19 protein-coding genes are annotated in these 16,509 nt (G+C 58.3%); 16 read left to right on the forward strand and 3 right to left on the reverse strand.

The window, feature by feature from the left end; translation table 11 throughout:
- Nucleotides 1-17 precede the first annotated feature (17 nt).
- The 11 genes from F7R06_RS29190 to F7R06_RS29240 are packed head-to-tail and all read left to right on the forward strand — an operon-like array spanning nucleotide 18 to nucleotide 7,754.
- Nucleotides 18-230, forward strand: a complete 213-nt coding sequence (locus F7R06_RS29190) for a hypothetical protein (protein WP_011005964.1) — start codon at nucleotides 18-20, stop codon at nucleotides 228-230.
- On the forward strand, nucleotides 223-615 hold the full coding sequence (locus tag F7R06_RS29195) for a hypothetical protein (RefSeq protein WP_011005963.1): 393 nt from the start codon (nucleotides 223-225) through the stop codon (nucleotides 613-615). The genes F7R06_RS29190 and F7R06_RS29195 overlap by 8 nt, the downstream gene beginning before the upstream one ends.
- Nucleotides 603-1,466 carry a TrbL/VirB6 family protein gene (locus F7R06_RS29200; protein WP_011005962.1) on the forward strand — a complete coding sequence of 288 codons (864 nt, stop codon included), beginning with the start codon at nucleotides 603-605 and terminating at the stop codon, nucleotides 1,464-1,466. The genes F7R06_RS29195 and F7R06_RS29200 overlap by 13 nt, the downstream gene beginning before the upstream one ends.
- Nucleotides 1,466-2,131, forward strand: a complete 666-nt coding sequence (locus F7R06_RS29205; protein WP_062378604.1) for a VirB8 family type IV secretion system protein — start codon at nucleotides 1,466-1,468, stop codon at nucleotides 2,129-2,131. Before F7R06_RS29200 ends, F7R06_RS29205 begins: the two co-directional genes overlap by 1 nt.
- A gap of 25 nt (nucleotides 2,132-2,156) precedes the next feature.
- Complete coding sequence (locus F7R06_RS29210) at nucleotides 2,157-2,942, forward strand: TrbG/VirB9 family P-type conjugative transfer protein (RefSeq protein WP_011005960.1); 786 nt, start codon at nucleotides 2,157-2,159, stop codon at nucleotides 2,940-2,942.
- A gap of 2 nt (nucleotides 2,943-2,944) precedes the next feature.
- Nucleotides 2,945-4,210: a TraB/TrbI/VirB10 family type IV secretion system protein gene (locus F7R06_RS29215; protein WP_011005959.1), complete on the forward strand. Its 1,266-nt coding sequence runs from the start codon at nucleotides 2,945-2,947 to the stop codon at nucleotides 4,208-4,210.
- Between the two features lie 9 nt (nucleotides 4,211-4,219).
- A complete protein-coding gene (virB11, locus tag F7R06_RS29220; RefSeq protein WP_011005958.1) occupies nucleotides 4,220-5,251 on the forward strand; it encodes a P-type DNA transfer ATPase VirB11 in 1,032 nt (343 codons plus the stop codon).
- Nucleotides 5,235-6,152 (forward strand): lytic transglycosylase domain-containing protein, encoded by a 918-nt coding sequence (locus F7R06_RS29225; protein WP_062378601.1) that lies wholly within the window; start codon nucleotides 5,235-5,237, stop codon nucleotides 6,150-6,152. Before virB11 ends, F7R06_RS29225 begins: the two co-directional genes overlap by 17 nt.
- Before the next feature lie 28 nt (nucleotides 6,153-6,180).
- Entirely contained in the window at nucleotides 6,181-6,516 is a 336-nt protein-coding gene (locus F7R06_RS29230; RefSeq protein WP_011005956.1) for a TrbM/KikA/MpfK family conjugal transfer protein, read from the forward strand.
- Nucleotides 6,517-6,538: 22 nt separating this feature from the next.
- Nucleotides 6,539-7,108: a phospholipase D family nuclease gene (locus tag F7R06_RS29235; RefSeq protein ID WP_090315695.1), complete on the forward strand. Its 570-nt coding sequence runs from the start codon at nucleotides 6,539-6,541 to the stop codon at nucleotides 7,106-7,108.
- A 13-nt stretch (nucleotides 7,109-7,121) separates the two neighbouring features.
- Nucleotides 7,122-7,754: a KfrB domain-containing protein gene (locus F7R06_RS29240; RefSeq protein ID WP_011005954.1), complete on the forward strand. Its 633-nt coding sequence runs from the start codon at nucleotides 7,122-7,124 to the stop codon at nucleotides 7,752-7,754.
- A gap of 113 nt (nucleotides 7,755-7,867) precedes the next feature.
- Here the strand turns inward: F7R06_RS29240 and mobF are convergent, their stop codons facing one another.
- The 3 genes from mobF to F7R06_RS29255 are packed head-to-tail and all read right to left on the reverse strand — an operon-like array spanning nucleotide 7,868 to nucleotide 12,749.
- Nucleotides 7,868-10,804, reverse strand: coding sequence for a MobF family relaxase (gene mobF, locus F7R06_RS29245; RefSeq protein WP_011005953.1), 2,937 nt, complete (start codon nucleotides 10,802-10,804; stop codon nucleotides 7,868-7,870).
- An 11-nt stretch (nucleotides 10,805-10,815) separates the two neighbouring features.
- On the reverse strand, nucleotides 10,816-12,366 hold the full coding sequence (locus tag F7R06_RS29250) for a type IV secretion system DNA-binding domain-containing protein (RefSeq protein ID WP_011005952.1): 1,551 nt from the start codon (nucleotides 12,364-12,366) through the stop codon (nucleotides 10,816-10,818).
- Nucleotides 12,366-12,749 (reverse strand): hypothetical protein, encoded by a 384-nt coding sequence (locus tag F7R06_RS29255; RefSeq protein ID WP_011005951.1) that lies wholly within the window; start codon nucleotides 12,747-12,749, stop codon nucleotides 12,366-12,368. Before F7R06_RS29255 ends, F7R06_RS29250 begins: the two co-directional genes overlap by 1 nt.
- 433 nt (nucleotides 12,750-13,182) lie before the next feature.
- On the opposite strand from F7R06_RS29255, the gene F7R06_RS29260 reads away from it, so the two are divergent.
- From F7R06_RS29260 to F7R06_RS29280, 5 genes are all read left to right on the forward strand, one after another.
- Nucleotides 13,183-13,638 carry a hypothetical protein gene (locus tag F7R06_RS29260; protein ID WP_011005950.1) on the forward strand — a complete coding sequence of 152 codons (456 nt, stop codon included), beginning with the start codon at nucleotides 13,183-13,185 and terminating at the stop codon, nucleotides 13,636-13,638.
- The gene (gene stbB / locus F7R06_RS29265) at nucleotides 13,635-14,354 is read left to right on the forward strand and encodes a StbB family protein (protein WP_011005949.1); all 720 of its coding nucleotides are present in this window, start codon (nucleotides 13,635-13,637) and stop codon (nucleotides 14,352-14,354) included. The genes F7R06_RS29260 and stbB overlap by 4 nt, the downstream gene beginning before the upstream one ends.
- 3 nt (nucleotides 14,355-14,357) lie before the next feature.
- Nucleotides 14,358-14,750, forward strand: a complete 393-nt coding sequence (locus tag F7R06_RS29270; protein ID WP_011005948.1) for a hypothetical protein — start codon at nucleotides 14,358-14,360, stop codon at nucleotides 14,748-14,750.
- 129 nt (nucleotides 14,751-14,879) lie between these two features.
- On the forward strand, nucleotides 14,880-15,671 hold the full coding sequence (locus F7R06_RS29275; RefSeq protein ID WP_062378597.1) for a SprT-like domain-containing protein: 792 nt from the start codon (nucleotides 14,880-14,882) through the stop codon (nucleotides 15,669-15,671).
- A 166-nt stretch (nucleotides 15,672-15,837) separates the two neighbouring features.
- Complete coding sequence (locus F7R06_RS29280; protein ID WP_062378595.1) at nucleotides 15,838-16,323, forward strand: hypothetical protein; 486 nt, start codon at nucleotides 15,838-15,840, stop codon at nucleotides 16,321-16,323.
- The last annotated feature ends 186 nt before the right edge of the window (nucleotides 16,324-16,509 follow it).

Here is a 16,509-nt window from a genome sequence, read left to right on the forward strand (position 1 = left end):
GAGAAAGGAGAACCCTTATGAAAGCCCTCTGGCTGATCCTCAAGGTTATTACCTTCCCGGCATGGGGGCCGCTCTGGCTGACCTACAAGCTCGGTAAGTTACTGCTGGTCCTGGTGCTCGTGTCCGCTGCCTCGGGTTGTGTGACCAACAGCGGCGCCATCGACAAGTCGCCATGCGCTTGTGATTTCACCCCATTCGTCATCCAGCACAAGGAGTCCCGCAATGCGTAAGTTCTTCACCCTGACCAATATCATCTGCGTGGGCGTGGCCGGCTTTGCCGTGGCGTCGATCATCTACGTCAACGTCACCAACATCAATTTCAGCTCCGAACCGGATGACGAAGCGGCGCCGGTAGTCGAGGTGCAAACCGGAAATCCTTTGCTGAAAGCAACCAAGGACGATGTAGCAGGCTGGTTCCCTGGGACCTGCTTTGCCGAGATCTATATGCAAAACCCGTCGTACAACGGCGGTCTGGTGAAAGGCTGCATCGACAAAACCGCGCAGGAGATCAAGGCCCAAACCGGAGTTGCCTTGAGTGCTGAGGACTTCCGGTCGCCCGAAGTGATCTCCCACTTCAAGACCGTATACGGGGCCGGGAATCCATGGCGCAGCTGACGTTACAAGGCCTGGTTGGAGCGACTGACGAAGTAACCACCGCGTTCGTAAGTCAAGTCTTCCCCAATCTGGCCAGCATGGTTGAACCGCTAGTTTGGACTTTGGCGGTCGGCTATTGGGTCGCCTTGGGCCTGCAGATGTACAACGGGCATGTGGCGGTGAAAAGCTGGGATATCGTCAAGCGAGCCATGTTGACCGCCCTGGTGTTCACCTGTCTGAACTGGTCGAAGGGCGGGACGATCCTGTATCAAGCCTGGGGTGGTTGGACCGAAGGTATCGCGGCAAAGATCATGAGTGGCGGTGTAAGCACCAACTCCATGCTCGACGCGTTGTACGTAGATATCGGTAAAGTGGCCAGTACGCTGATGAATGTGAGCTGGCGGCAAGTAGCGATGATCATGATGGGTACCGGTTTGTTTGTACTGAACTGCATCCTGTTCATCGCAGCGGTCCTTAACATGCTGATCGCCAAGTTTGGCGCCGCGATCATCATGGCGATCATGCCGGTATTGATTGGTTTCATTTTCTTTGACGCGGTACGACAGTGGGCAATGAACTGGTTTAGCAAGATGCTCAACTTCTCATTGATCTACATCCTTTCAATTGCGGTCGTTCGATTCGGGTATTCCGTATTCGGTGACGCAATCAAGGAAGTTGCCGCAACGGCGACAATTACCGATGCAGCCCTGATTACTGCCCAGCAGTGGGGCCAGCTGGTTATTGTCGAGGGTGTAATGATCATCTGCATGCTGCAGGTGCGCGGTTGGGCTGCGGCCTTGTCATCCGGTGCGACTGTAGGCGGATCCTCGCTGGTACTGATGGCGCTGCGTTCGATTGGAGTACGTCGATAATGGACAAAGATTTCAACAAGGCCGAGAAAGCACGCCGCAAGCGTGAAGTCGAAGGCAACAAAACCCGCCAAGAGCGCAACCGGTCGCTGTTCTTCCAGGGTGTTCAGGCAGCTGCAATCCTCGGCCTTGGCTTCGCCGTGGCCAGCCTGGCCAACTCGAAGACTTACATCCCGGTCGTGACGGTGCTGGGGGCTGACGGGGAGGTTCTGAAACAGCGGGTTATCACCAACGATAACGTAGACCAGGAGCAGGCGATCATCGAAAAAGTCATGTTCGACATGATCCGCGCCTGCGAGACGTTTGATCCCAAGCGTAAACAGCAGCTGTCTGATACCTGCCACACCTATCAGATCCAACAAGTTGCTCGGGAATATGAAGAACTTATCAGCCCGGAAAACTTGCAGAACCCCTATGTGACGCTCGGCGAAAATGATTGGATTGAAGCCCAGCCATATCGGATGAACAAGGTAGGCGATGAATATCAAGTCGCGTTCAAAGCGATAACGCACAAGTGGGGTGACAAGGAACCTACCGAGCGCCGTTATCTCTCGACGGTCAAGGTAGCCCATACCTTGGTGCCCCGCGCTCTTGGGGATCGATGGGAAAACCCATTTGGTACTCTCGCGACTGTATATCGCAAAAGCGAAGAACTGAGCCGCCAGTAATTCGCTGACAGACAAGGAAACTATCATGAAAAAACAGTATGTTTTGCCGACCGCTATTGCCTTGAGTTTGTCACTCTGTGCATTCAGCACGCATGCGGCAAAGTTGCCGAAGGCTCTTTCCAGTGATAATCGGGTCAAGCAAGTGCCCTATGATCCGAACCAAGTTTATGAGTTGGTTGGGACTTACGGCTATCAGACCTCCATCGAATTCGAAGCCGATGAAATGGTCAAGGTCGTGGCGCTGGGCGACACCATCGCCTGGCAGAGCATGCCCTTCCGCAACCGTGTGTTCCTCAAGCCGGTTGAAGATAACGCCGACACTAACATGACGGTGATCACCTCCAAGCGTACCTACTATTTCCAGTTGAACAGCACCAAGGCCAAGTCGGGTCAGTCGTACCTTGTCCGCTTCGTCTACCCGAACGCACGCATCACCTCGTATAACCCCGAAGGTGAAACGCCTGCCGGCAATGCCCCCGTCACCAGCTCGGGCACGCCGGCATCGCCAAACATCAACTACGGCTATGCGGGTGACAAGGAAGCCATCGGCCTGCAGGCGGTAATGGATGACGGCCAGTTCACCAAGTTCTTGATGAAGAAAGGCACGGACCTGCCGCAGTTCTACCGCGTGCTGCCCGATGGCACCGAGGCCATGGTCGATGCTCACCGGGAAGGTGAGTATTGGGTCGTCAAGCGCCTGGCCAGCATGTTCGTCGTGCGCAGCGGCAATGCCCATATCTGCGTCGAGAACCTGGCCAATCCCTACAAGCGCACCGTTACCCGTGGTGCCCGTGACGGCGGGGGGGCATAAGCATGGCCACTGATCCGACCCAACCTCAAGAAAAGACCCGCGACGAAGAACTGCGCGAGTGGAACGAATCCAACTCCATGCTCAAGGGCAAGGCAGGGAACAACAAGCGCAGTGGGATCGCGATTGCCATTGCCGCCGTGGTTGCGTGCGGCTTCGCCTACATGGTCACCCACGGCGATGAGGAAGCAGAAAGCCCGGACACTTTGAAGAATGAAGAACTGGTCGCGGCCAGTCCGCGCAAGGTGATGGATCCGCCCCCACGGCGCGAGGCAGCCAAAGTGGCACCTGTGAGCAACGAGCCAGGCGCGCCGGCTGACACGCCGCGTTCGGTCGTTGACCGGCAGCAGCAACAAGGTGCCGGCATGAGCGATGAAGAACGCCGCCGCCAGCAGCTGGAAATGCAAGCCGAGCTGGAACGCCAAAAAATGCTAGCTGCGCGGCAGCGGTCGGCCATTTTTGCCACCGCCAAGGATGAAGGGTTTGAGCAAGGCGTAGGGCAGGGCGAGGACGGCCAGCAGGCCGGCAGCGGGTCCCTGCTGGGCGGTGGTCGTGCTTCGCAAGGCCACATGAACGCCAACGATGCGTTCGCCGCATCGACCTACAGCGACAGCGTACCGTTCACCGAGGCCCGTGTGATGAAGAACCTGCAGTACAAAGTGCTGCAGGGTGCTGTCATCGAAGCGACGTTGCAGCCACGCGCACAAAGCCAGCTGCCCGGCCAGATCTGCGCGTCGATTGCGCAGGATGTGTATGCCGCCGAAGGCCGTCGAGTGATGATCCCGTGGGGATCCTTGGTGTGCGGTAGCTATAACGCCAGCTTGATGCCTGGCCAAGAGCGCCTGTTCACCATCTGGAACTTCGTTCGCATCCCTCGTAGGGATGGACTGCCACCCATGGAAATTCCGCTTAACAGCGCAGGCACCGACCAGCTGGGGACCGCTGGCCAGGGTGGTGTGGTCGACAATCACTGGGCTCAAATTTTCGGGGTCGCGGCGGCGGTATCGATCATCGGTGCCGGTGCTTCCAACTCCGGCGTTTCGTCGGGCGATCAGGAAAACTCATCGTCGCGCTACCGCAGCGAAGTGCAGGAGGCTGCAGCCGATTCCGCCCAGACCATCCTGGGCCGCTACGCCAATATCCAGCCGACAGTGACCGTACCGCACGGCTCCCGTGTCGTGATCTACCTGCAGCGCGACCTGGACTTCTCCAAGGTCTTCACCAAGCAGGCCGAACGCGCCGAACGCGGCGGCGTCACCTTCATCAACTGAGGACGGGCTATGTCTGAGATTGCATCATTTCGCCAAAAGCTGGGTCCCCTGGTTGGCCTGCTGGATGACCCGGAAGTGACGGAGATCGCTATCAACGGACCAGACAACGTATTTGCCGGCTACCGCAGTAGCCGGTTCATGCGCCCGGTTGCGGTTCAAGGTGTAACGCTCCCCCTGATCAAGTCCCTGGCCAGCCTGATTGCCGCTCACACCAACCAGGAAGTAAGCGCCTACACGCCAATCCTGTCGGGGCGTATCCCAATCAATCTGGACGACAACGTGCCGGAAAACGAGCGGGGCGACTACCGCGTCCAGATCGTCCTGGCCCCGGCTGTTGAGCAGCACATCGGCGGTATCGTCTGCATCCGTAAGCCAGGCCGGAAGCAAATTACCCTCGATCAATATGAGGCTTCCGGTGCCTTCGACTTCATCAACCAGCCGCGTGACCATGGCCAATACAGCGATGATCACCTGGTTGAGCTGTATAGGGCCAAGCGCTGGAAAGAGTTCTTCAAGGGCATCGTCAAAGCGCGCAAGAACATCATGGTGTCTGCCGGTACCAACGCCGGCAAAACCACTTTCCTCAACGAGCTGCTGCAGCATGTGGAGGGCAATGGCGAGCGGATCATCACCATCGAGGACACCCGCGAACTGCGCCCAGCCGGCGAAAACGTGGTGAACCTGATCTATTCGCGAGGTGGCCAGGGCAAGGCCCGTGTCACACCATTTGACCACCTGGAATCGATTCTTCGCCTGACCCCTGACCGGGCAATCATGGGCGAGCTGCGTGGCGGCGAGGCGTTCCCCTTCCTTGAACTGATGAACACCGGCCACAGCGGCACGATGAGTTCCATCCACGCCGACTCGCCGGATCTCATGTTCGACCGCCTGGCATCCATGGCATCGCGTGGCGGTGCCGACATGAGCAAAAACCAGCTGATCGAGTTCTCCCGGCATCTGATCGATGTCGTTATCCAGTGGGAATACGGCTTCGATGGCCGACGCATCATCACGGAGGTTCAATATGCGAAAGCTGCCTAAGTTCACTCTGGCGCTGCTGGCCAGCGTCTGCGCGTCTGGCATTGTCCATGCCGAGGATGCCCAACCGACTCGGTTTTCCGAACTTGCCGCCAAGTGCGCGCCGACCGTTCACCCGTCCACGCTCAAGGCGTTGATCGGTAACGAGTCGACCTTCAACCCTTACGCAATCGGCGTGGTCGGCACCCACCTGCAGCGGCAACCGCAGTCCTTGAGCGAAGCCATCGCCACTGCCGAGCAGTTGGAGCGTGACGGCAAGCGCTACGCAATGGGGCTTGGCCAGCTGTTGGTCACCAACATGCGAGCCCGTGGCCTGAGTTATGAGGACGTTTTCGAGCCATGCCGCAACCTCCAGGCCATCAGCAATCTGCTGGTCGAGTATTACAAGCAGGCGCTTACCACCAGCAGCGACAAGCAAGAGGCATTGTTGAAGGCCTTTTCTATGTACTACAGCGGCAACGAGCTGCGCGGATTCCGCCCGGATCGGCCGGGTGAAATGTCGTACGTCGAGAAAGTGGTTCACAACGCCCTGAACCCCACTGCCGAGGATCCGATTGTGCCGGCTGTAGAGGGTGCGGAAGGCGCTGAGCCGATTGCGGTGGTTGCAGCCAGCGTCTCTGCCCGAAAAGCGCCCCAGCGCGCTCGTAGGGCCTCCGAGCAGCAGGAAGGCCCATGGCTGACCTTCACTGACGACAATGGCCAGGCCGTTGCTGCCGTCAAGACTGAGACGGCCAGCAAGCCGCAGATTCAAGTCCACCTCAATACCGATGCCGAGGCCGATGTTCCGAAACGGGAATTCAAGCGCTTCGATCAGCCAGCGCCGCAACACTTTGAACAAGCCGAGGCGCAGCCTGTTGCGGACCAGCAGCAGGCGACCCCGTCATTTGTCCAGATCATCAACTGATTTCTCGCACGCGAGAAAAGGAGTTCTTATGCGCAAAGCCTTCTTGACTGTATTCGCCGCACTGACCTTCGCCGGCGTGTCACATGCGTCCGACCTGCCGCAGCCGCCGACTGACTACAGCTACGGCTCCAAAAGCGATTCCGATGCCTGTGGTGCCACTCTGTGCCTGCTGGGCATGACCCGTGATGGAGACTGCAACAAGTACGTCACTAAGTATTTCAGCATCATCCGTACCAAGCACGGCAAGTTCAGCCCCTCGCGGACTGCTGAGGCCCGTGGCGATTTTGTGGCGCAGTGCGTTGAAGACCAGAGCAGCGCTAAGTCGGCGAATGACAAGTGGGGGAGCGTGCAACGTGGCTTCTAAGTTCTCAGCCGTAGCATTGGCCATGGCAATTGCCATGGCTTCCCCTCTGTCGTTGGCGAACCAGGCTCCGGCTCGACAGCCGGAAACCTCCGCCGCTCCGGTCGAAATCGAGGGCGCGCGCCGTATCGAAGTCGGCTTTTCCCCGGAGGGGTCAGCTCAAGATCTGGTGCTGCGCACCATTGGCGCGGCGAAAAGCTCGATCCGTCTTTCGGCTTACATGCTGACCAGCCCCGAAGTGACAAAAGCCCTGATCGCCGCCAAGCAACGCGGTGTCGATGTAGCCGTGGTGGCGGATCACCAAGGCAACCTGCAAGGCGGCGCTGCCCGTGCGGGCAATCACGCGCTGACCCTGCTTGCCCGCGCTGCAATCCCAACTCGTACCGTCAAGACTTACGCCATCCACCACGACAAGTTCATGGTAATCGATGGCAAGGCCGTCGAAACCGGTAGCTACAACTACACCGCTGCAGCTGCCAGGAACAATAGTGAGAACGCTCTGGTTGTCTGGAACGATGCGGAACTCGCTGAACAGTACCTAGCCCACTGGCAGAGCCGGTGGGAGAAGGGCCAAGCATTCAAACCAAGTTACTGAGAGGCACATGCACATGGACAAGCAAACTGATCAGACCACCACTTACCAGCTGTTCCAAAAGGGTAGGGAGCCGGAGACGTTCACCGACGCAAAGCAGGCGGGCGCAGCCTGGTTCAAGGCGGAGCTTTCCGATAAATCAGTGATGACCGTGCAGCAGGGCGGGCAAGCCGCTCGTGTGTTCGCGCAGGTGGGCAAGGAGGGCACGCAGTATTACAAGGATCTGCCGTTCGACAACATGCCAGGCGCGGCAGACTTCAAAGCCTCGTTTAAAGAGGCGCTGGAGCTGCGCAAGGCTGAGCAATCTGGCGTTGCTTCGGGTAAGCCTGCAGAAGCTCTAGCCGTAGCAAAACCGATGGATATGCCGGGGCTGAAAAATGCCGAACGCGGCCAAACCTATGAAGGCAAGATCGTGGCCATGCGGGATAACCTGGTGATTCAGGCAGTCATAGACGGCCAGAAAACTTTGCATGTTGCACACGAACGCTCTGCTTTAAGCAGCGCCAAGGCCGGCCTGTTGCATCAGGGCAAGGATCTTTCTATTCGATACCCGTTTGCAGGGGTAGGCATCGTGCAGGAACGCCAGCTGCAGCACGAACGGAAGACACCCTCTCATCAACCCAAAGGGTTCGGGGGCAAGGGTTTCTAACCTAGAGCCGTGAGAGTGAAAAAATCAAAGGAGCCTGTAGGCTCCTTTTTTTATCCCGAGGTTCACGATCAGATACGCCTAAGAAAAACCCCGCTGAGCGCGGGGTTGATTGATCAGATCCTAGCGTTTCCGCTGCTAGGGCCATCCAGTCCGGTACGCTGCTTGCGCTCCAGAGCGCGCCCGTCTGAAACAGTCCGCGGCTGGATCGAATCGCGCCGTTGTCGCTCGCGTTCCTGCTGCAATGACAACGCCGTGGTCTTGTCGTAGCGCTTGGCGATGGCTGCCGGCAGACCTTTGATGGAGTCTGCGTAGACCCTGGCCTCATGCCTCGCACGACTGATCGCCACGTACCATAGGTTCTGCGAAGTCGTGCGGCTTTTGGTGTTCAGCGAGATCATGACTCGATCATTGGTCAAGCCCTGAGCGCTGTGCACCGTTGCCGAATAGGCGTGCTCTAGATGCAGTGGCTTGTTGGTCGGCAGGCTGACAGTCCGCTCCGGCTGACCATTGACCTCCTTGAGTGACGCCAACTGCACCACCCCACCTTCGATGCTGACAACGCGCATACGGTCGCCGTTGGTGAGATCGAGCTTGGGGTCTTGCCGGTTGATTCGGATGAGATCGCCGACGGCGAGCTCCGGCTTTTCCAGCTTGTACACGCTGAGCTTGGTGGCCTGTCGCGGGTTGAATTCAAAGCGGTTACCGCTGCGGTCCTTGACCACCAGCACGTTGCCAGGCAGCGCCTGGTCGACCACGTACAACTCGCCTCTGACCAGGCCGGCGCGCTTATAGTCTTTCTCTGGCTGAATGATCATGCCTTGCTTGTAGCTGGGCGCGTACCGACGCTCTGCATCGGTCGAGTCCACCCGGTTCAGCGTCTCAAATTCCTTGCCCTTCCCGAACAGCCCGAGGGCCTGCCGGGCCATCGTGTTGATCTCTTTCCGGTCCTTGTTGGTGCCGGCAACGATCAGCACTTCCTTGCGCTGGTCGGGAGTGAGCGCCATGTAGTCACGCACAATGGCTTGATGGCGGTCGCTGGCCGTGCGCAATTCCTCAACGTGTTTCAGGTGTTCGAGCGACTTGGTGGGCTGGCCCTCGGCCGCGTGCTGCACAGCCCGTTTCAGTTCGGGATCCTTCTGCCGCTGGATCTCTTTGATGCGCGCCGTCTGCATGCCGCTTTGCTGCAGTTGCGCAAACGGCTTGCCCGCTTCGATAGCCTCGGTTTGCTTGGTGTCGCCCAGCTGGATCAGGCGGGCACCAGATTGCTCGATCTCGCGCATGAGCCGTTCCATCTGTCGTGCGCCGACCACGCCGGCCTCATCGAGAATGACGATGGTCTTGGCATCCAGGCCCTTGTTTTTGGTGTGGAAGAAGCTGGCCAGCGTATGCGCATCCAAGCCCTCATTTTTTAGCGCTGTCACCTGGTTACCGTAGGGGGCCAGGGCTACCACGCGATAGCCAGTAATGTCCTGGGGATTGTTGGTGGCCATCGCGGCGTTTACCGAATCGATCAGTTTGACGGCCCGGTCCACGGAATAGGTTTTCCCGGTACCGGCATCACCTTGGATACCTACAAACCGGTTGTTGGTGCTGACGATTACTTCAACGGCCTGGAATTGGCCAGGGGACAGCGTGGAGCCTTCCAGCGCCTTGGCCACCTGCTCTTTGGTCATCAGCGGTGTGACCTGGCCACGCCCCGTTCTCTCGATTGCCAGGATGGCTTTCTCGCGCTTCAACGCCTTTTGGGTGGTATAGCGCTTTTCAGCGGGTTCCAAAGAGCCGCGCTTGATGGCCTTGTCGACATACTGGCGCGCTTCTTTCTCGCTCCAGCCTTTCAGTTCCTGCAGGTGCGCACGCCACCCTGCAGGGGATAGTACCGGCGAGTCGAGATCACCGTTGGGCATGCGATAGGTTGGCGGCGACTCGATCAGCGTCCCCTGTTTGACCAGGCGCCTGATTTCGTCGTTGACCTGATCCGGTGTCGCTAGGCCGACAGCACGGCGCAAGGCGACGGTGCGCAGGTCGTTTTCTCCCACGACCTGCTCACGTTCGGTTAAATGGTTGATGGCGTACTGAACGACGGCCTGGCCAGGTGTAATGCCTTGCGGCAGGCTGTATTCAGCAGGGCCACCATTGCGCGGCGCATACTCGCGGTTATCCAGATGGCTGCGAGCGCCAAAATCAATGCCCAATTCGCGGGCTTTGGTGACCCAGTATTCTTTGACCAGGTGTCGGTCGCGTTCGTCCTTGCGGGGCCGGGTGGCCATCGCAATGATCTGTTTTTCGAGCGGCGTGGCGTCGGCACGGGTTTTTCCGTCCTTGGCCAGCGCGTCCTCGATGACCTTTGACCGGCTGGAAAAGGCCTCAATCTGATCTCGCGATATGTGAGCCAGTTCGAAGTTGCCCTGGTTGTCCAAGACGCGGATCTCATACCCCAGCGCACGCAGCTCCTGGGCCAAAATGCCCTTATACATGGCATCGACCTGCGGCTGGATCTTGTAGATATCGTCGTTGCGCAAGGCTCGCCATTTGCCATCGGAGCGCCTGGTCATGTTCATGACCACGGCATGCGTGTGCATCTGCGGATCCTTGGCCCGGCTCATTTCATGACGAAACTTCCCGATGACTAGATTGCCGGAGCGCTCAAGCATGGTTTTCCCGTTCACCTTCAAGCGTGTTTGAGCCAGGCGCTCGACTTCCTCCATGCTCTTGGTAACGGCGCGGTCATGCGCGGCCATCACATCCTTGTCCCCGGCGATCAGCGCCTGCATGGAAACAGACTTCGGCGCGGAGAACGTGAGGTCCAGGCCCATACGCCGTGTGCCTGTTTCCTTGTCAAAGGTCTTGGCCATCCGTTCGCCGTTGGGCAGCTTGCCGTCGAAAAGGCGGGCCAGCTCCTTCTGGTCGATGGCACCTTCCAGGCCTAGCAGCTCGGCACCGATACCTTGCCACTCGCCCGGAGCCTCCTTGGCGTAGTAGTCATCGGCATTGGAGAAGTACCCCGCCGCCGCGTACTGGTTGTCACCTTTGATGAGCGTCACGTTGAACATCGTTTACCCCGTCAAGCAGCTTGGCCAATGACGATTGCCGGCGCCCGTTCCTTGTAATCGACGTAAGGCGTTTTGATCTTGGTGATGGGGAAGTCCTCGGCAAACTTGACGTAGGCTTCCAGGTCATTGAGGTTCGAGATCTCCGAATCCATCACGACCGGTTCAAGCTTGATTTCCTCGGCCCGCGTCATGCGCCCTGCGGTCCACGACTTACGGAAGCGCTTGACCTCATGGTTGCCCAAGATCTCCTTGGCCATATCGGCGTTCTTGGCGTTTGCCGCTGCCAGGATGACGTAGTTACGGAAGCACGAAAGCAGGGTTTCGGCATCGTCGCGGCCATAGCTGGCGTTGAGCTGCGACCAGTCCTGCAGGCTGCCGACCATGCGCAGGCCGTGTTTCCGCCCCTTGGTCGCTGCAGGCACAAAGCTTTCCAACTTGCCCAGCGACTGCAGTTCATCGAGGAACAGCCAGAGACGCTTACCTGTCATCGGTTCAGAGCTGAGGATGGTTGCGCAGATGGTGTCGATCCAGGTGGCCACCAGTGGGCGCATGGTGTCGCGCATGTCTTCCCGCCAAGTGATAAACAGGTTGCCGGCGTCGGGATCGTTCACCCAGCGATAGATGGAAAAATCGCCTTTGCCCATGTAGCGCAGGGGTCGGATGTACTTGTTCATCATGAACTGGATGCTGGCGATGGCCTTTTCCGCGTTGTCGCGGAAGTAGCCTTCGGAGTCGGTGTTGGCCAGGAATGCACGGATAGTGTCGCCGTCTTCACGAACCAGCAGGTTCACCAGCGTGTCCTGGTTGGCGTTGCCTGTCTCCATCAGCTTGCGCATGGTGTCGGACAGCACGTCCCTTGCGTACGCACACCACTGCTCATCGCTGGGGTCCACCTGTGGCGGAATAATCGACTTGGCCATCCTGTTGAAATCGTGGACGCCACGGATCTCGTTGAAGATCGTCCATCCTGCGGAGCGAGCGTCAAATGGATTGAGGATGTAATCGCCTTTGAAACTGAATTTCGAGTAAAACGTACCGTTCGGGTCGACCACTGCCATGCGGTCGTTGCGCCGGAGTGCCGAGGCGATCATGCCTTCCATCGTCACGGACTTACCGGCGCCGATGGATGCACAGATCATGGTGTTGCGGTCTTCCAAGTGCAGAGGCATCGGCAGCTTGCCGATCATGATTGGCTCGGCCTTTTCCTGCCCTTTTTTGCGGCGTTCACGGTTAGTCTTGGCATTACGGGCACTTACTTTTCGCTCCACGAAATGCCAGTTGCGGATCCGCGAGCCACGCAGCCATTGCTGGAAACGTTCACCTCGGAACCCGTCGTCGCAATACTCGTACAGGTAGTAACAGAGCCCAGCAGCCGCGACGGACGCAGCGATGGTCATGCCCAGCACCATCGGTTCCTGCCAACCGTTGTGCAGAGTCTCTTTGAATGCTGCCGGGAAAGGAGCCAGCGGCAGCTGGGCCAATTGTGTGCCGGCCAACCAGCCAGCGATCGGTAAACCAAAGCCCGCCGTCATGGCGGCTGAATCAACCTCTTGTTTGTGCATCAGTCCTCTCCTGATAGACGCTCAATGTCCTCGGCCAGGTCGGGTAACAGAGTCGCAAGCGCATCCTCGCTGCTGATCAACTGCTGCAGGTCTGCACGCAGCTTGTTGATCGTCCCCTTCGTTGTCCCTTGCTGCAGCAGATAGACCGTGATGGCTTGAATGGTTCTGCTCCTGGCTTGTTCCTGGGTGATGTTTTCAAGCAAGCCAAGCAAGCGCTGCTGCTCGGCCCAACTGTCCATATCTACCTGCCTGCCCCCTTTGTCCGGGGCTAAAACCCGGTCGCGGATATAGCTCGACAGGTGCTTGTAGCCTGCCAGCGCGGCAGCTTCTTCGACCCTGGCCAGCTGCTCCGAGTTGAAGCGGATGGGTACTGTTTTGCCCACGTTGTTCCCTCAAATTCCCCTGGAAAAATGGTGTCTCGCATGACCCAAGGTAACGCAGATTGCTTGTAATGCAAATGTATTACACGTAATGCTTGATTCCAAAGGTCTAAACAGCTACTTTGTATTACAAGCGTATCACATCATAAAAGAAGGCAATACTCCGCAAGCTCAGGCACAGCGCGGCTTCCACCTCCCGCAAGGGAGGTGCGTGTTGTGTATTGAGACTTTGACCCTGTTAAGGGTCGAAGTTGATGCTCTTGTTAAGGGCGTTTTTAGGGCCTAGGCCGAAGGCCGTAGCGAGCGGAGGACAAGGGGTAGGCAATATGGGTGCAGTATGGCTGTAGATTGAGTGCAGAAGGGGTTTAGCTTGACTACTGGTAGGGGGTGAGTAGGATGCAGGGTAAATGCAATGTAGGTGCAGGTAGGGTGCAAAATGGCAGGCAAGGATATTGAGGCAGCACTGATGGCGGTAGAGCCAGTGACCAAGGCAGCGAAAATACGCCAGGTCATGCCAGTGATCGAGAAGCAATTGAAGGCTGGCGTGAGGCGCCAGGCGATTCTGGATGTGCTCAAGGCTCAAGGCATCGAGGTGAGCATGGACACGCTCAAGAGCTACCTGTATCGGTATCGCAAAGCCCAGCGCGGGAACAGCCCGAACGTGGCAAGCCCAGCACCGGCACCGCTCACTACAAAAGAACCAGTGCGGCAGAACGAGCCGCCAATAGAAGGAGGTGTATCGTACGATACAGACCCGAGCCATGACGCGGATGAACGGTCCCATGTGGGGCCGGCAGAGTTGAGCAGGCTCATGAATCCCGGGGACGATCAAAACGCCTCGGACTTGGATCGATATGAGAGCGCAGCGCGCAGCAGAAGGAAACGCACATGAGAACCGTCACTGTGAATTTCACCGGTAACTCCGGTAAAACCACTCTTTCCGATAACTTGCTCTGGCCACGGATCGGAGGCCTGCGGTTTGCCATTGAAACGATCAACGCCGGTGCGTCCGATACCGCCGCCGAGATCGAACGCCTCAAAGGCAAGCAGTTTGGCGAACTGTCTGAGGTTCTGCTGACCGAGGAAAAGGTCGTGGTCGACGTTGGCGCGTCCAACGTCGAAGACTTCTTCAAGTTCATGGGCCAGTACGACGGATCCCACGAAGATATCGATTACTTCGTGGTGCCGGCTGTACCGGAGAAAAAGCAGCAGGTCGACACCATCAACACCATCAAGACGCTCGCCGCCCTGGGCGTGCCTGCGAAAAAAATCCTGGTCGTCTTCAACAAGGTTCAGATCGATGACGCCGACGATATCCCGCAGACGTTCGCGGCGCTGTTTGGCTTCCATGAAGTCGAGAAGAAATTCACGCTCAAGCGCGATGCGGTGGTGTATGCGAATGAAATCTTCGAGCGCCTGCGCCCTTTGAAAATGAACGTCACGCAGGTGCTGGAAGATACCAAAGACTATCGCGCACAGCTGCGCGACGCGAAGGACGAAACCGAGAAAGACCAGGCACTGCGCATGATCTCCGCGCAGCGCCTGGCCAAGTCGGCATCGCGCAACCTTGACCAGGTTTATGCCTCGCTGTTCGGCAAGGGGAAGTGATCGATGGCCAAGGACCCGACCACGGCCCGCGAAGCGATGGTCGCGCAAATGATGGAGGACTTCGACGCCATCGTGCGCCGGCTGGAACAGGTCGACGCTGACCTGGCGGCTAAAACGTCCGAGGCCGTACGCGATGCAGCAGGCAAAGTCCTGCTGCAGGCGCAGCTGAACTTCGAATCCATGATGGAAGAACAGCGCAACGCACTGGTCCAGGCCGGGCGCGAAGCAGCGGCGAGGATCGGGAATGAGATCAACCGGAGTGCGGCCAGCCTGGTGACTGCTCAGGCCGAGCGCCGGGCGCTTGGGTACTCGGCTCTGCTTCTGCTGGTCGGTGCGGCGCTTGGCGCCGCCATCGTGTTCGCCGCCTTTGGAGCTGGGTACTTCGTAGGACGATGAGGGGGCTTGCCCCCTTTTTTTGAGGTGTAACCTGTATCGTACGATACAGGTTACAATGGCTGTATCGTTCATTCCCCCCCGCCGAGTGATCAGCAAGGGGGGTTCTCGCGTGCGAGAAATGGAGGCCGCATGTCCGCAACCCCAAGCCAGCTGCTGTATGACGAAATCGAAGGCGCGTACGACTTTTTCAATGACAAGCTTTATGGTGGCCAGCTTCCCGGCTGCATTTTCACGTTGCAACGCAAGGCCAACACATTCGGCTACTACTCGCCGTCACGCTTCCTGCGCCGGAACGGCTCAGGCAAGAGCGATGAGATCGCGCTGAACTGCGCTTACTTCGCGCACCGTAGCATCAAGAAAACGCTGTCCACGCTTGTGCATGAGCAGGCCCACCAGTGGCAGGATCACTTCGGTAAGAAGTCGCGCAACGGGTACCACAACAAAGAGTGGGCCAACAAGATGGAGTCCATTGGCCTGATGCCATCGCACACAGGGGAGCCTGGCGGGCGGCGGTGTGGCCAGCAGATGACGCACTACATCATAGAGGGCGGCCCTTTCGATGTTGCGTGTGACGAACTTCTGGCCACCGGGGCGATGATTTCCTGGATCGACGTCATCACCCAACGGGTGCCAATGTCTGCAACGCAGCTGTACGGGCCAGGCGGCGAGCCAGTGCCGCAGCCCGAGGATCCAACAATCGACATTACAGCGCTGACAGTAGCTGGCTTGATTCAGCCGGCTACCCCGGTGGAGGATCCAAAGAACAAGCGCAAGTACACGTGCCCCAGCTGTAAGCTGAACGTGTGGGGGAAACCTGGTTTGAGCGGTCGCCTTGAGTGTGTGGATTGCGAGGTTCGATTCGTGGAGGCGGGGGAACTGGTGGAGATACCGCCCGAAGCTGAGCCAGCCGGGGCTGCCTGACAACCGGAGGGCATCAGGTGGGCCAGGCTGGCCGCTGCCGGCCAGGCGATTTTGAGTGAGTAGGCCCTAACACATATATGCCTTAGGATGTCGATTGGGCTGTGTGCTATTCCGATCTGTTGGACCTAAAATATATATGTGTTAGGCCATTCACTGCCGGTGCCCCATGTACATACCAAGCCGCGAAAAATTGCTGCAGCTGTACGAAAGCGATGTTCGCTCGGCGTACGCTGACCGCCTCGATGGATATAAGCGTTACCTCGAAACACGTGAGGGCAGCCTTCGCGCCATGGCCAGCCACTGTGGTGCTGAGTTGGGTGCAGCCCATAAGCGCTGCAAGCGCGACCTGGTGTTCTCTTACTTGCTTGCAGAACGACAGAACACGGGCTTGGACATAACCCCGACCCTGGCTGAAAACCTGTGTGCCAAGCTGATCGGCAGGGGGGTGGACCTTCGCGTCGCTCTTGAGATGTTTGGTACGCCTGGCCGAACCGCTGCCAACAAATCCAAGGTCACCCAAGAGACCCTGGATGAACTGGAGGCCGCGCTTGAACCGATGGTTCAATCCCTGGTCTCGGCCATGCACGAAATAAGGATTCGATACCGCGACGATTATGATGACCGGGTGGCCAAGCGAAGGTTTGAGCCATGAACCTTTGGCCGCGTGGGGCTTGGCGAAGCCGGCGTGCGGTTCCAAGGGTGCAGCCCTTGGTCGCCGAAGGCGCTTCTGCGTTGCAACTCCGGCCACGTGCAAAATCGACCAGCGAGCGGGCCCCAACAAGGGCCAGAGCGAGCGATGCAGTTGTCCACGGGCCAGGCAGTTTTATCGCCTGGACGG

The organism is Pseudomonas moorei (genome assembly GCF_008801475.1).
In the GTDB taxonomy this organism is placed as follows: domain Bacteria; phylum Pseudomonadota; class Gammaproteobacteria; order Pseudomonadales; family Pseudomonadaceae; genus Aquipseudomonas; species Aquipseudomonas moorei.

Coding starts and splice junctions, on each gene's coding strand:
- F7R06_RS29190 (WP_011005964.1), top strand. CDS start 18: ATGAAAGCCCTCTGGCTGATCCTCAAGGTTATTACCTTCCCGGCATGG.
- F7R06_RS29195 (WP_011005963.1), top strand. CDS start 223: ATGCGTAAGTTCTTCACCCTGACCAATATCATCTGCGTGGGCGTGGCC.
- F7R06_RS29200 (WP_011005962.1), top strand. CDS start 603: ATGGCGCAGCTGACGTTACAAGGCCTGGTTGGAGCGACTGACGAAGTA.
- F7R06_RS29205 (WP_062378604.1), top strand. CDS start 1,466: ATGGACAAAGATTTCAACAAGGCCGAGAAAGCACGCCGCAAGCGTGAA.
- F7R06_RS29210 (WP_011005960.1), top strand. CDS start 2,157: ATGAAAAAACAGTATGTTTTGCCGACCGCTATTGCCTTGAGTTTGTCA.
- F7R06_RS29215 (WP_011005959.1), top strand. CDS start 2,945: ATGGCCACTGATCCGACCCAACCTCAAGAAAAGACCCGCGACGAAGAA.
- virB11 (WP_011005958.1), top strand. CDS start 4,220: ATGTCTGAGATTGCATCATTTCGCCAAAAGCTGGGTCCCCTGGTTGGC.
- F7R06_RS29225 (WP_062378601.1), top strand. CDS start 5,235: ATGCGAAAGCTGCCTAAGTTCACTCTGGCGCTGCTGGCCAGCGTCTGC.
- F7R06_RS29230 (WP_011005956.1), top strand. CDS start 6,181: ATGCGCAAAGCCTTCTTGACTGTATTCGCCGCACTGACCTTCGCCGGC.
- F7R06_RS29235 (WP_090315695.1), top strand. CDS start 6,539: ATGGCAATTGCCATGGCTTCCCCTCTGTCGTTGGCGAACCAGGCTCCG.
- F7R06_RS29240 (WP_011005954.1), top strand. CDS start 7,122: ATGGACAAGCAAACTGATCAGACCACCACTTACCAGCTGTTCCAAAAG.
- mobF (WP_011005953.1), bottom strand. CDS start 10,804: ATGTTCAACGTGACGCTCATCAAAGGTGACAACCAGTACGCGGCGGCG.
- F7R06_RS29250 (WP_011005952.1), bottom strand. CDS start 12,366: ATGCACAAACAAGAGGTTGATTCAGCCGCCATGACGGCGGGCTTTGGT.
- F7R06_RS29260 (WP_011005950.1), top strand. CDS start 13,183: ATGGCAGGCAAGGATATTGAGGCAGCACTGATGGCGGTAGAGCCAGTG.
- stbB (WP_011005949.1), top strand. CDS start 13,635: ATGAGAACCGTCACTGTGAATTTCACCGGTAACTCCGGTAAAACCACT.
- F7R06_RS29270 (WP_011005948.1), top strand. CDS start 14,358: ATGGCCAAGGACCCGACCACGGCCCGCGAAGCGATGGTCGCGCAAATG.
- F7R06_RS29275 (WP_062378597.1), top strand. CDS start 14,880: ATGTCCGCAACCCCAAGCCAGCTGCTGTATGACGAAATCGAAGGCGCG.
- F7R06_RS29280 (WP_062378595.1), top strand. CDS start 15,838: ATGTACATACCAAGCCGCGAAAAATTGCTGCAGCTGTACGAAAGCGAT.